The following is a 13,049-nucleotide window of genomic DNA, read 5'->3' on the forward strand; positions in this document are numbered from 1 at the left end:
ACTTTCTATTTCAAATTTTCTTTAACAACTTTAAGTTGTTGTTTAATACTCACATCAATTGTCTTGTGATTGGCAAAAATGACAAAACCACCAATAAGACTTTCATCGATTTGTTCTTTTACACTCCTTACTTTAAGAGACATTTTTTTCTCAATCAAAGGGAGCAAGCGACTCTTCTGTTCATCAGTTAAAGGATGAGCTGACGTAATCGTCACTTCAAATCGATTTGTTTCTTTTTCAAGTCGGTTCAAGCAATCTACAAGAATATCATAAAAAAGATTTGCTCTGTGATTGTAGATAAGAACCTGGATAAAGTTTTGCAATAAAGGTGACACAGAGTCTTGGAAGAAAGCAATTGTTTTTTCCTTATCAGACTCGTCTACTGCCACTTTTTTTAAAAAAGAAGGTAAACCTGTTTCTTCAGCAACTTGCTTGATTTGAGCTAAGTCTGAAAAGATACGGTCTTCTTCTCCTTTTTCTAAAACCAATTGGACAAAAGGCATGCTGTATTTTTCAATTACCTTTACTGTTTTCTTGTCCATTAAGCTTCTCCTAACTGATCGATATACTGATCAATGAGTTCTTTATGGGCATGACCGTCAAGGTTTTGTGAGATGATTTTACCAGCCAGGCTGATTGTCAAATCTGCTACCTCACCCTTAACGCTTTGTAAAGCTTCAGCTTTATTTTGAGCAATTTCTTGGTTCGCTTTTTCTTTCAAGCGTCCTGCTTCTAGCTTAGCATCTGCTAAAATACTAGCTTTGCTTTTCTCAGCTGTTTCTTTCGCATTCTCAATGATTGTCTTAGCTTCTTTACGGCTACCAGCCAATTCATCTTCGCGTTTTTGAGCCAATACTTCTGCTTTTTGACGTGCTTGTTCAGCTCCGTCAATATCTGCTGCAATTTTTTCTGCTCTTTGTTCGAAAATACTAGTCAAATTTGACCAAGCATATTTCTTAACCAAGACTAGCAAGAGAATAAAGGAACCAGCGATTAGTATAAAATCACCAAGTAATTCACCTACTGTTACATTCATAAACTACTCCTTTCTATTCTTCATCATTAATTTTATTTCCTAGGTACATTGAAGATAACAATGTAAATACATATGCTTGTACACAAGAAATAAAAACAGAAAATGCAGTCCAGATTAGATTTGTTCCAAAAGCAATAGGATACCAATAGAAGGCCTGATGAGAAAGTAGGACTAACATACTTGCCATCACTTCCCCTGCAAAGATATTACCAAATACCCGCAATGCAAGTGAAAGGAGATTGGTAACTTCTTCCAAGAGATTCATTGGTGTCATAAAACCTGGTGTTACAAATGCTTTTAAATACTTTTTGATTCCACGACGACGAATTCCTTCTACGTGTGTCATTAAGATAATTGTAAAAGACAAGACCAAGTCAAATGACAAATTTGCTGTTGGTGAGGTCCAAAGATTTACACCATCTGTAGTCTGAATTCTAGCCATTAAGCCAATATTATTTGCAATGGCCATAAATAGGAATAAACAGAAATAAAAGAGAGAATAATCCTTTATCATTGGACCAAGGTTTGATTTTGTAAATCCAACAACAAAATCAAATAAATACTCTAATACATTTTGTTTTCCTGTGGGTCTCAAAGTCATATTTCGAGTTGCCCAATAAATAAAGCCAAAAATAAGTGCTACAGTCAACAAAGTCAAAACTACTATGGTTAAATTAAAGGTAACAGGACCAATATTGATGGTTGGATTAATACTTTCTTCCATCTAAAATCCTCCCTTTTTCAATTTATACTTCTTTTATTTGATGATAAATGAAAAGACAAGAGTAACGAAGAAAGTACCTTCAATAAAGGCAACCCCTAGGATCATCAAACTACGTAGTTCTGAGATGATATCTGGTTGGCGAGCAACTGATTTCAACAAACCGTTCATCAACATACCTTCACCAAGAGATACACCCATACAGGCAAGACATAGACCGAAAAATGTTAAATTCATGACGAATTCTCCTTTTAATTAAAATTTACTTACTTAGTTTAGTCCTAAAAATTGGATTTGTCAACTTTTTACCAACATTGAAAGCGCTTAACGGAAATTATTTACAATTTTACTATTTTTGAGTCTATTATATAGAAAACTTTGGAAAAAACTTGTAATAAATCCGTCCATTATCTAGACCTTTCTGAAAAATAATGAAAAAATCCGAGATGAAATCTCGGATGGAAATTAATATATTTTCTTTAACCTAAGGTTCTTTAGTAAGTAGGATTAAAGGGAAAGCAACTAGAAAGCTTTCGTCTCCTACATGTTTATTAAGCACGCACTGTGACGCTAGTTCCATCTTCCTTATAAAGATTGATGAGACCTTCTTTAAGAGCTCGAACCATGTCTCCAGCTTGAACAGGTTGTGGGACTTTGATTGTCAAGAGTTCCATTGGATTTGGAGCGCGGTCTATTTTATTGCCTTTGGCATCATGTAAATTTTCGATATACGTTTCAAAATGACGGAAACCTGGGCCATAAAACTCAACTTGGTCTCCTTCGTTAATAACGTTCCGTTGACGAATAGTTGCTGTTTGTGTCGCATCATCATAAGAAACCACTTCAGCAACAAACTTATACTCAGGAATTTTACGACGAGCACCAAACAACTGCTCATTTTCCGATGGTGTACCGTAGTAGAAACCTGTTGCTAATTCACGTTGGGCAACCTTCCACATCTCATCAATCAAGTCTTGCTTGATAGCTTCAAACTTCTCTGGACTCTCTAGATAAGCATCAACAGCCGCCTTGTAGCAGTTGGTTACAGTTGAAACATAGTGAATAGACTTCATACGTCCTTCGATTTTTAGACTGTCCACACCGTTTTCAATCATATCTGGGATATGGTCAATCATAGACATATCAACGGCAGACATCGAAAATTCTTCTGGAATTTCACCTTTAAGGCTCTTACGTTCTTGACCAAATGGCATGTCGTAAAGATCGTATTTCCAGCGACAAGACTGTGAACAACCACCACGGTTGGCATCACGCATACTCATATGGTTTGAAAGAGTACAACGACCAGAGTAAGAAATACACATGGCTCCGTGGACAAAGGCTTCAATCTCAACATCTGTACGTTTGCGAATTTCAGCTAATTCTTCCATCGAAACCTCACGCGCCAAAACGACACGAGTTAAGCCCAGTTCTTTCCAGAACTCAAGGGTTTCATAGTTAGTGGCACTTGCTTGGGTAGAGAGGTGGATTTCAAGACCTGGTGCTTCAGTCGCTGCAATCATAATCAAGGCTGGGTCAGATACGATAACTGCTGCAATCCCGATATCACGCAGTTTACGGAACCACTCACCAGCACCAGCTTCATTTCCTTCGTGCATAACCATGTTGGCAGCCACATAAACCTTAGCACCATACTTGGCCGCAAACTGGACACCTTCTTCCATCTGTTCAAAGGTAAAGTTTCCTGCACGGCTACGAAGACCATAGGCCTGACCACCGATAAAGACAGCATCTGCACCATACTGAACAGCTACTTTTAGCTTCTCTAAAGTCCCTGCAGGTGATAAAACCTCAGGACGTTTTAATGTTTTTGTCATGTTTTCTCCTATTTGCAATATAAAAGTTTGACGTTTTTCCTTCTCATTTTATAGTAAATAAGCGATAAAATCAAGCCTAGACAGATTGTTTTGACAATTCTAATCTTTTAATACTCTTTGAAAATCTCTTCAAACCAGGTCAGCTTCACCTTGGATTATATATTCGTCAGTCTTATCTACAACCTTAAAGTAGTGCTTTGAGCAAACTTCTGCTGCCTTCCTAGCTTGCTCTTTGATTTTCATAATGGCTGATAAACTATCGAAAATTCACCCAGTTTTAACAAGTAATCAAAAATCCAGATATAGTAAAAAACCAGTATCCAAAGATACTGGCTCGTTAAACTACATAAATTAGTCCTTAGATGACTACTCCCACTCAACGGTTGCAGGTGGTTTACTTGTAATATCGTAGACGATACGGTTAACATGATCCACTTCATTTACGATACGTACTGAGATTTTTTGAAGTACTTCCCATGGAATCTTAGCAAAATCAGCAGTCATACCATCGATAGAGGTGATAGCACGGATTGCAATCGTGTAGTCATATGTACGACCGTCACCCATAACACCGACTGAACGAACGCCTGTGTTCACTGTGAAGTATTGCCAGATATCGCGGTCAAGACCTGCTTTAGCAATTTCCTCACGAAGGATAGCGTCTGATTCACGAACGGTTTCTAGTTTCTCTTCAGTGATTTCACCCATGACACGGATAGCAAGTCCTGGTCCTGGAAATGGTTGGCGCCATACGATATGGTCTGGCATACCAAGCTCTGTACCAAGGGCACGAACTTCATCTTTATAGAGAGTGTTGAGTGGTTCAATCAATTCAAACTGCATGTCTTCTGGAAGACCACCCACGTTGTGGTGTGACTTGATAGTTTGAGCTGTATCCGTACCAGACTCGATAACGTCTGTGTATAAGGTACCTTGAGCAAGGAATTTCACATCTTTGAGCTTACTTGCTTCGTCATCAAAGACATACACAAATTCGTTACCGATGATTTTACGTTTTTGCTCAGGGTCAGAAACGCCAGCAAGTTTATCAAGGAAACGTTTAGCAGCGTCTGCTTTGACGATATTCAAACCAAACTTACCACCAAGCATTTCCATAACTTGATCCGCTTCTCCTTTACGAAGAAGACCGTGGTCTACGAAGATACAGATCAATTGATCGCCAATCGCTTTTTGGAGAAGAACCCCAACGACAGATGAGTCAACCCCACCTGAAAGGCCAAGAAGGACACGTTTATCACCAACAGTTTCACGAATTTTTTGAATCTGCATATCAATGAAGTTATCCATTGACCAATCGCCTTTAGCCTTACAAATGTTAAGAGCAAAGTTACGAAGGATATCATTTCCGTATACAGAATGACGAACTTCTGGGTGGAATTGGATACCGTAAATGTGTTTATCTGGGTTTTCGATGGCTGCGTATGGGCAATCAGCTGATGTACCTGTACGAACAAAGTCGGCAGGAATCTCAGTAACTGCATCACCATGGCTCATCAAAACAGTCTGCTCATCAGGTGTTGATTCAAAAAGAGCTGATGGTGTGTGAGTTAGGGTTGATTGACCATATTCACGATTTCCAGCGTCACCTGCAGGAACAACTTTTCCTCCAAGTTTATGGGTCAATAACTGCATACCGTAACAAATTCCCAAAATAGGAATTCCGAGTTCGAAGATTTCTGGGTCAATATCGAATGAACCATCTTCATATACAGAGTTTGGACCACCTGAAAGGATGATTCCTACAGGGTTGATTTCACGAACTTCAGCAGCTGAAATTTTATGACTCTTTAGCTCTGAAAAAACACCAATCTCACGGATACGGCGTGAAATCAGCTGGTTGTATTGACTACCATAGTCCAATACGATGATTTTTTCGACATCTTGCAAATCAGTTGAAATGTTGCTCATCTTTTTCCTTTCTCAAAAGAAATATCTTTTTTCAATATTCTATCACAAATAAGGGCGAATTACCAACTAAACAAGGCGAAGATTGACTTTTTCTAGTTTATTGGGGTACAATAGAGAAAAGATAGAAATGAAGTGAAAATATGCTACCAGCTTATATGAAAATCCATGATCAGATAAAAAAGGATATTGACGAGCACCGTTGGGCTATTGGGGAGAGACTCCCTAGTGAACGAGATTTAGCAGAGCAGTTCGAGGTCAGTCGTATGACCCTCCGCCAAGCAATTTCCCTCTTGGTCGAAGAAGGCGTTCTGGAGCGCAGAGTTGGAAGTGGCACCTTTGTTTCCAGTACTCGGGTACAAGAAAAGATGCGAGGGACAACCAGTTTTACTGAAATTGTTAAGTCCCAAGGTAAAGTCCCCTCTAGCCAACTCATTTCCTACAGAAAAACCATTCCCAATGAGCAGGAAGTTGCTAAGTTAGGAATTTCTCCAACGGAAAATATTATCCGAATGGAACGTGTTCGCTATGCCGACCAAGTCCCTCTGGTTTATGAAGTTGCTTCTATTCCTGAAAAATTCATTAAAGATTTTAAGAAAGAAGAAATCACCAGTCATTTCTTCCAAACCCTACAAAAACATGGCTACCGTATCGGCAAATCACAGCAGACTAATTTATGCTCGTCTCGCCAAGGAAAAAATTGCCCACTATTTGGAAGTTGAAAAAGGACATGCTATTCTTGGTTTAACTCAGGTTTCCTACCTAGAAGATGGTACTGCTTTTGAATACGTAAAAAGTCAATATGTAGGCGAACGCTTTGAATTTTATCTTGAAAACAATTAATACTCTTCGAAAATCTCTTCAAACCGCGTCAACGTCGCCTTGCCGTACTCAAGTACAGCCTGTGGCTAGTTTCCTAGTTTGCTCTTTGATTTTCATTGAGTATAAAATACTACGCAAAAACTCTCTGTCACGGACAAAGAGTCTTTTTTATTTCTCTAAGAGTAAATCTTTCAAAGAAATCAGAGTTACAGCAAACAATATCATTGCCATGCCAAGAAAATCAATAGGATAAAATTGTTCATTCATAATTAGGAAGGCAAAGAAAACCGCCGAGATTGGCTCAATTGAAGCCAACAAACTTGACTTAACTGGTCCAATCAGACTGGCTCCTTTTAAGAACGCTGTATAGGCAAAGACAGTCCCGATAAGGATAATGCCCGCAAAAGCAAGGAGAAAATCAAGACTAGTCGGTATATTGGCCTGTAGAACCCCTGTAAAAGGAAGGGCGACCAAACCAGCTATGACCATTCCCACACCAATGACCAAACTGCTACCCCACTTCTTAATCAAGGTTATGGGCAAAATGATATACAGGGCGTAAGTCAGAGCAGAAAAGAGGCCCCAGAACAGACCTGCAGGTGTCATAGATAACTGGTCCAACTGCCCATGTGTTGCGATCAGGAAGGTTCCTCCGATGGCTAATATGATAGAAACAATCTCTCCCAGTGTCGGCGCCACCTTATCCTTGATACAGCTATAAATTAAAATCCCAACAGGACAAACATACTGAAGCACCGTCGCGGTTCCTGCATTGGTCTCCTGAATAGCAGTTAGATAGGCAAATTGATTGAGGAAGAGACCAATTAGAGCAAAAATGAGAAGAGACAGCAAACTCTTTCTATCATTTAAAAAGGCCAGCATTCTATCTTTTGCAGTAGCATAAGCCAAGAGCATGAGAATTCCACCAGCGATTAAAAGACGCAAGTTGGTCAAAATCAGAGCCGAAATTCCGTGTGCCATCAGGTATTGGCCACTCGTTCCTGACAAGCCCCAAGCAATCCCAGCCACAACTGTTAATAAAGTCCCTTTTAAACTATTTGACATGTCTCTCCTTACTCTTCTTTGCGAATCAAGTCCATCACTTGATTACGGTCTACAATCCATTGAGCCCTCTCATCCTTTTCATAGGTACGATTCGATAGGAAAATAGCCGCTTCTTGCTTCTGACGATTCCACATGATAAAGGTACCTGTATAGCCCGTATGGTCTAGCCAATCTCCATCCAAATTCCATGCTAAAGAACGTTCCTTGTCATCCAAAGGAGAAAAATTTTGACTCAAATCTCTTGCAAAATCATCTGCTAAATAGTGTTCTAAAAAGATTTGTAAATCCTTTACAGTCGAAAACAAACCAGCACTACCTGCATGTCTGCCCAGGAGGCGAGCCTTGGGATCATGTACCAGACCTGCCTCTACACCTCTGACTGTTGGAACAGCAAGCTCAACAGGTCCAAATTGGGTTTCCGTCATTCCCCAAGGTTTCCAGACTTGCTCCTGTAAAATCTCATCCAAATCCTTATCAAAGATTCTTTCCAAAATAAAACCTAACAGCAAAAAATGGACATCCGAATAAAGAAAGGCTGGCTGATTTCGTCTATTGAGATGAAACATCGCTTCCTTTAATTCAGGTGCTGTTAAAAGATCACGATTGGGAATAAAAGGATCAAGGTCTGTAGCATGAGTTAAGAGCTGACGAATAGTAATATCTGGATAATCACTCTCAGCTAAAAAATCGGTTACTGGTATGTCAATATCTAATTGACTTCTTTCCCACAAGAAGGTAAAAACAGTACCTACCCCAACAACCTTGCTGACACTGGCTAGGTCATAAACTAGACCTGCCTCAGTCTGCAAGCCATGCTCTGGGTCACTCTGGCCTAAATAGACCTCCGTCCATTGATTGTCCTTAAAATACGCAAAAGAGGCTCCGGGATAAATCCCTGCCTCGATTTGTTCTTCTATTTTTTTAATAATCTTGGTCCACTTCATACTTCTTCAAACCACAATTCAACATTATTTCTATCTTTACCAAGGAAGAATTTTTCAGACTTAGGAATAAAATATTCGGTAGACTCAAACTTCTGGTGAAGACTTGCTATATCTAGTTCATTGACCAAGAACTTGAGCATAGATAAGTCCCAAGTAACCGTATTGTCCACAGTCAAATCCTGCCCCTGAGCTGGAATAAAATCAAGGGATTCCCCAATTTCAGATAGTTCCAAGACACTATCTACATCCGTTGGGAGGTGTAATTCCATAGAGATCTCAAATTTACTCAAAGAAATTGATTCCAAATCTGTTTGAAATTCAGGTTTTTCTCCTACTTCTACTAGATTTTCTCTGTCATCTTCCGCATGAATCAAAACCAAATCATCTTCTGGAGAGTAAATTTCAAAAGCGTAGCCGTTTTGACCTTTATATAATTGATGAATCGAATCTGTTTTAGATAAGAGTCCTTCAATTTCTAAGGGATTTTCCACTTTGACAATCAATCTAGCTAGTTTTTTTCTTCCCTCTACCTTACGAGTGCGCATACTTGGAGCTTCTTCTAAAACCAGCTTTTCTAGACCTGTTTGATCACCTAGTGACAGAAAGGCTGACTCTTCTAACAAGGCCTTCATGCCAAGGGTTTCTATATAAAATGTTTCATTTAATTTTCTATTATTAACTTTTAAAGTAGGAATAATCCGTACAATCTGATTTACATTCATAAATTCCTCCAACTCTTTTATTTTAAAGGATTTTAGAATTTTTTACAAGAAATTATGCTCAGATTTACCTTTTTTTCGTAAAATTTCATCTAAAAAACCGAGGATTTCCTCGGTTTCAATTTCTTATAGGTAAAGGAATTTGAAGATAGCTACTGCCGCAATTGCTGCTGCAATCGGTGCTACTACTGGTACCCAAGAGTACCACCATTTTGAATCGCCTTTGTGCTCACCAAGAACTGATTTTGGAAGGAAAGCATGAAGGAGACGTGGTCCCAAGTCACGGGCTGGGTTCAAGGCAGGCCCTGTAGGTCCACCAAGTGATGTTACCAAAGCCATAACAAGGAATCCAAGTGCCAAGTGAGCAATTCCAAGACCAGATGTCATAAATGGTGCTACTTGTTCTTTAGCTTGGTCAAGTGCTGCTGTTACTTGTTCTTGAGGAATGGTTTGACCTTGAGTAGTTGCTTGTGCAACTTGAGCATTAATAGCCGCTTGTGCTTTTGATACTAGTTCAGCACCAAAGAAGTTTTTAGTCATACCAAGGGCTGCAAAGAAAAGAACAAATGAACCAACAAACTCATTTACAAAACCATTAACAGTTGCTGCAAAATGTGATTCTTTTGTACCATTATCCAAACTTGAAATTGTTGAGAAAGTACCCAAGATGTTGTTTGGATTTTCAGTTTTCAAGTAGTATGGGCGGTGTGTTGCCACAACCAAGGCTTGACCAAAGATAGCACCCAAAACTTGTGCGATGATATAAGGTGCAACTTGTGCCCAAGGGAAGAGACCGCTGATCGCAAGTCCAAGAGTGAAGGCTGGGTTAATGTGGTTACCAGATACGTTACCAAACATCAAGGCTGGAATCATAACCCCCATACCATAACCAACAGCGATAACGATCCAGCCACTTTGGTGACCTTTCGTACCTTTAAGTTCAACGTTGGCAACTGCACCATTTCCAAGAATGATCAAAATAGCAGTTCCCAAAAATTCAGTGGCATATTTAATTGCCCATGTGAAATCCATTTGATAGATTCTCCTTAAAATTTTTTAGACAATCCTTATTCTATCAATTTTTATATCTTTTAGCAATATGTTTTCTAAAAGAATATAAGAGAAAGCGGTTTTATTTCTTACAAAAAACAAAAGGATTAAGGGAGTAATTTTCCTTAATCCGAAAGTTCTTATTCTTGACGTTGTCCGAAATCTGCAATCATTTGCTCCATTTCTTGTCGACTCGGAGTTGTCAGCATATACAGGTAATCTCCTTGAAGTTCAGCAAAGGCCGCTGGCATGATTTTCTTAACCTTGAACTGCTGGCTGTATTTAGCAAGTAAGTCCTCCTCAGAATGGACATAATGAGCATTTGCACGGCGAGACGTAGCCAAACAATACTGAGGTTCAAAGTCTGACGCTGGGAACTCTTCTCCTGCGACTATAGCTGCATAGCCACGATAGAGATCCAAGGAATGAGCAAAATTATAAACATCAATGGTGAAACCACCTGCAGGACGATTATTGTACTCAATAGAGATGTAATCATCTCCCTCGCGGAAGAACTCGATATGGAAGAAACGTTCTTTCATACCAAATTCCTTGACAATCGCTTCCCCATACTTGCGAAGTTTAGGATCCATATCCTTGAGAACGTAATAAGAATTGTCCATCTTGTAAATCATGAGATCAAGCGGTGTATAGGCGTAATCAAAGGTTGTTGAGAAGACAATTTTACCATCCTTGTCCACAAGACCATCAAAGGTACAAATTTCGCTAGAGGTGACAAATTTCTCAAAGAAATAAACAGTTGAATGATCCCATTCTTGCTTGAAATGATTGATATCGTCTTCTGTCTCAAGCTTAAAGGTGGCTGCCGCTCCCACTCCATTATCAGGTTTGGCAATCATTGGAAGGCCGATTTCTTTCACAGCTTTATCAATATCTACTTCCGTCTTGATAACAGCTCCAGGTACCACAGGGACACCTGCTTTTTTGAAAAGTTTCTTCATTTCAGACTTGTATTTAGTCTTTTTAAGATCTTCTGGTTTGGCACCAAAAACGTTGAATTGTTCTCTGAGTGTTGCGTCCAGCTCTAGCCAATATTCATTATGAGACTCGATGCGATCAATTGGGCCATGCTTATAAAAGAGAAAAGCAACTGCACGTTTGACTTCGTCTGTGTTCTCAAGATTATCAACACGGAAATATTCTGTCAGGCTATTACGTAAAGGTTCATCCAATTGCTCGTAAGGCTCTTGACCAATTCCCAAGACGGTAATACCTTTATTGGCTAGTTCGATGGTAAACTGTTGAAAGTTTTGTGGATAGTAGGGAGAAATAACAAGGTAATTCATAGGTCACTCCTTTTATAAATAGAGATTGCCGAGGAAATAAGGCATTTGTTTGCGCCACCATTCCCAGTCGTGGGCGACATCGTGTCCCCATTCAGCAAACCAGGCTGGAATTTGTTTCTGGTCAAAGGCTTCTTTAAGCTTGTAGAAAGATGGTAGACCGTCTTGTTCCCAGGCTCCAAGACCCGTACACAGCACAATCTCTGCCTGACGGTAACGGTCAATAAACCAGCCGTCATTCTGATTCCAGATATAATCTACTGGCGAGTTTTGATAAATAGCATCGTCATTGTAGTAATCGCCAACAAAGAAACGTGCGTCGTAAACACCACTAAGAGCAATCACCTTGGTAAAGACATCTGGATGTTGGAGAAAAAAGTTGACTGCATGGTAGGCGCCCATCGAGCAACCTGTCGTCATCATACCATCAAACCAACCTGTCTTATGCTTGATAAAAGGAATGGCCTCATCAATCACATAGCGCTCGTAGGCACGGTGCATCTCTGCTTGGTCGTGACCATTTTTCCAAGTGGCCAACCAGCTCTCACTGTCTACACTGGATAGGGTAAAAAACTGGACACGGCCTTCCTCGATAAAGGAAGCACAAGCATCAATCATGCCAAAATCATAGTATTCATTGTGACTACCACCTGATGAAGCAAAGACCACAACTGGAATCCCAGCATGTCCATAACGATTAAGATACATTTCACGGTTAAGATTGCCACTCCAGTGGCTAAGGTTTTCAATATGCATTTGATTTCTCCTTTTCTAACTTACCATTTCTCTGCAAAAAATCTCAGACAGTCTGGTAAATTCTCCGACCAAGGGATTTCACTATGGATGGCACCAGACTGAACTTTCAAGACAAGATTATCTAAGTGCACCCCACCTGATATCAAATCATGGTAATACCGAAGAGACGAATCGATATAGGCTTGTTTGATATTACCAGCCATCAGGGTCTTGTCCGTATCATCTGCTTCTTCAGTTCCAACATAGATAAAGATACGCTGGTCAGACGATAGTTTCTTGCGTTCAATATAGCGATTAAAGGCTTCTTGATGGAGCCAGTTAGCAGATGAAAAGACCCCTAAACAGCCAATTTGGTCTTGGTATTCCAAACCGATAAACTGGGTAATATTGCCGCCTAGTGAGGAACCAATCATAGCCGTATGCTGGCGGTCAGATTTGGTACGGTAGGTCTCATCGATAAAAGGTTTGACCACCTCCATGACAAACTCGGCATACTCCACACCCTTACCACCAAACTGCTGCCCTGGGATAGGAGATTCTTGGAACTTCCAAGCCGCATACTCATTCATCCGCCCCATACCATCATTGTCAATGGCAACGACAATCATGCGACTGATGTCAGGATTACGCTTAATAGCTGGGATAATCTTCCATGAATGGCCAATGAAGGACTCTTTACTATAAAAAACATTTTGCCCGTCATGAAAGTAAACAACAGGATAGGAACGATCCGTGTCTTTCTCATAATCTTTAGGCAGAAGAACACGTACACGGCGTTCCTTACCTGTATAAGGAACCTTGAGTTTGTGTTCTTTCATTTTTAAATAAAAGTAGGATTGATTCATTGTCAGAAAACTCTCTATATTCA

The 13,049-nt window shown here is 39.8% G+C and carries 13 protein-coding genes and 1 pseudogene; 1 reads left to right on the forward strand and 13 read right to left on the reverse strand.

The window, feature by feature from the left end; genetic code table 11:
* Positions 1-5: 5 nt before the first annotated feature.
* The 6 genes from JQ841_RS06455 to guaA form a co-directional block, all read right to left on the reverse strand.
* Positions 6-542: a F0F1 ATP synthase subunit delta gene (locus JQ841_RS06455; RefSeq protein ID WP_004256581.1), complete on the reverse strand. Its 537-nt coding sequence runs from the start codon at positions 540-542 to the stop codon at positions 6-8.
* Positions 542-1,036: a F0F1 ATP synthase subunit B gene (gene atpF, locus JQ841_RS06460; protein WP_001103468.1), complete on the reverse strand. Its 495-nt coding sequence runs from the start codon at positions 1,034-1,036 to the stop codon at positions 542-544. The genes JQ841_RS06455 and atpF overlap by 1 nt, the downstream gene beginning before the upstream one ends.
* Before the next feature lie 13 nt (positions 1,037-1,049).
* A complete protein-coding gene (atpB, locus tag JQ841_RS06465) occupies positions 1,050-1,760 on the reverse strand; it encodes a F0F1 ATP synthase subunit A (RefSeq protein WP_000392870.1) in 711 nt (236 codons plus the stop codon).
* A 33-nt stretch (positions 1,761-1,793) separates the two neighbouring features.
* The gene (locus JQ841_RS06470; RefSeq protein WP_001054560.1) at positions 1,794-1,994 is read right to left on the reverse strand and encodes a F0F1 ATP synthase subunit C; all 201 of its coding nucleotides are present in this window, start codon (positions 1,992-1,994) and stop codon (positions 1,794-1,796) included.
* A 314-nt stretch (positions 1,995-2,308) separates the two neighbouring features.
* A complete protein-coding gene (locus tag JQ841_RS06475) occupies positions 2,309-3,595 on the reverse strand; it encodes a peptidase U32 family protein (RefSeq protein ID WP_203180458.1) in 1,287 nt (428 codons plus the stop codon).
* Positions 3,596-3,961: 366 nt separating this feature from the next.
* Positions 3,962-5,524 (reverse strand): glutamine-hydrolyzing GMP synthase, encoded by a 1,563-nt coding sequence (guaA, locus tag JQ841_RS06480; protein WP_203180459.1) that lies wholly within the window; start codon positions 5,522-5,524, stop codon positions 3,962-3,964.
* A 140-nt stretch (positions 5,525-5,664) separates the two neighbouring features.
* Between guaA and JQ841_RS06485 the strand changes: the two are divergent.
* Positions 5,665-6,364: pseudogene (locus JQ841_RS06485) on the forward strand (GntR family transcriptional regulator).
* A gap of 147 nt (positions 6,365-6,511) precedes the next feature.
* Here the strand turns inward: JQ841_RS06485 and JQ841_RS06490 are convergent.
* The 7 genes from JQ841_RS06490 to JQ841_RS06520 all read right to left on the reverse strand — a co-directional run bounded on the left by JQ841_RS06490 (position 6,512) and on the right by JQ841_RS06520 (position 13,026).
* Positions 6,512-7,408, reverse strand: coding sequence for a DMT family transporter (locus JQ841_RS06490; RefSeq protein ID WP_203180460.1), 897 nt, complete (start codon positions 7,406-7,408; stop codon positions 6,512-6,514).
* A gap of 8 nt (positions 7,409-7,416) precedes the next feature.
* Entirely contained in the window at positions 7,417-8,352 is a 936-nt protein-coding gene (locus JQ841_RS06495) for a serine hydrolase domain-containing protein (protein WP_203180461.1), read from the reverse strand.
* A complete protein-coding gene (locus JQ841_RS06500) occupies positions 8,349-9,074 on the reverse strand; it encodes a CppA N-terminal domain-containing protein (RefSeq protein ID WP_203180462.1) in 726 nt (241 codons plus the stop codon). The genes JQ841_RS06495 and JQ841_RS06500 overlap by 4 nt, the downstream gene beginning before the upstream one ends.
* A 123-nt stretch (positions 9,075-9,197) precedes the next feature.
* Positions 9,198-10,103 carry an aquaglyceroporin Gla gene (gene gla, locus JQ841_RS06505; RefSeq protein WP_049543626.1) on the reverse strand — a complete coding sequence of 302 codons (906 nt, stop codon included), beginning with the start codon at positions 10,101-10,103 and terminating at the stop codon, positions 9,198-9,200.
* 158 nt (positions 10,104-10,261) lie between these two features.
* A complete protein-coding gene (locus tag JQ841_RS06510; protein WP_203180463.1) occupies positions 10,262-11,428 on the reverse strand; it encodes an ATP-grasp domain-containing protein in 1,167 nt (388 codons plus the stop codon).
* Positions 11,429-11,440: 12 nt separating this feature from the next.
* A complete protein-coding gene (locus JQ841_RS06515) occupies positions 11,441-12,181 on the reverse strand; it encodes an esterase family protein (protein ID WP_033687156.1) in 741 nt (246 codons plus the stop codon).
* Between the two features lie 20 nt (positions 12,182-12,201).
* Complete coding sequence (locus tag JQ841_RS06520; RefSeq protein ID WP_049499460.1) at positions 12,202-13,026, reverse strand: alpha/beta hydrolase; 825 nt, start codon at positions 13,024-13,026, stop codon at positions 12,202-12,204.
* Positions 13,027-13,049 lie beyond the last annotated feature (23 nt).

The sequence above is a fragment of the Streptococcus mitis genome (assembly GCF_905187535.1).
GTDB lineage: Bacteria > Bacillota > Bacilli > Lactobacillales > Streptococcaceae > Streptococcus > Streptococcus mitis_BS.

What these genes read in the sequence shown, in the direction of transcription:
- JQ841_RS06455 (WP_004256581.1), bottom strand. Translation starts at nt 542, where the DNA reads ATGGACAAGAAAACAGTAAAGGTAATTGAAAAATACAGCATGCCTTTT.
- atpF (WP_001103468.1), bottom strand. Translation starts at nt 1,036, where the DNA reads ATGAATGTAACAGTAGGTGAATTACTTGGTGATTTTATACTAATCGCT.
- atpB (WP_000392870.1), bottom strand. Translation starts at nt 1,760, where the DNA reads ATGGAAGAAAGTATTAATCCAACCATCAATATTGGTCCTGTTACCTTT.
- JQ841_RS06470 (WP_001054560.1), bottom strand. Translation starts at nt 1,994, where the DNA reads ATGAATTTAACATTTTTCGGTCTATGTCTTGCCTGTATGGGTGTATCT.
- JQ841_RS06475 (WP_203180458.1), bottom strand. Translation starts at nt 3,595, where the DNA reads ATGACAAAAACATTAAAACGTCCTGAGGTTTTATCACCTGCAGGGACT.
- guaA (WP_203180459.1), bottom strand. Translation starts at nt 5,524, where the DNA reads ATGAGCAACATTTCAACTGATTTGCAAGATGTCGAAAAAATCATCGTA.
- JQ841_RS06490 (WP_203180460.1), bottom strand. Translation starts at nt 7,408, where the DNA reads ATGTCAAATAGTTTAAAAGGGACTTTATTAACAGTTGTGGCTGGGATT.
- JQ841_RS06495 (WP_203180461.1), bottom strand. Translation starts at nt 8,352, where the DNA reads ATGAAGTGGACCAAGATTATTAAAAAAATAGAAGAACAAATCGAGGCA.
- JQ841_RS06500 (WP_203180462.1), bottom strand. Translation starts at nt 9,074, where the DNA reads ATGAATGTAAATCAGATTGTACGGATTATTCCTACTTTAAAAGTTAAT.
- gla (WP_049543626.1), bottom strand. Translation starts at nt 10,103, where the DNA reads ATGGATTTCACATGGGCAATTAAATATGCCACTGAATTTTTGGGAACT.
- JQ841_RS06510 (WP_203180463.1), bottom strand. Translation starts at nt 11,428, where the DNA reads ATGAATTACCTTGTTATTTCTCCCTACTATCCACAAAACTTTCAACAG.
- JQ841_RS06515 (WP_033687156.1), bottom strand. Translation starts at nt 12,181, where the DNA reads ATGCATATTGAAAACCTTAGCCACTGGAGTGGCAATCTTAACCGTGAA.
- JQ841_RS06520 (WP_049499460.1), bottom strand. Translation starts at nt 13,026, where the DNA reads ATGAATCAATCCTACTTTTATTTAAAAATGAAAGAACACAAACTCAAG.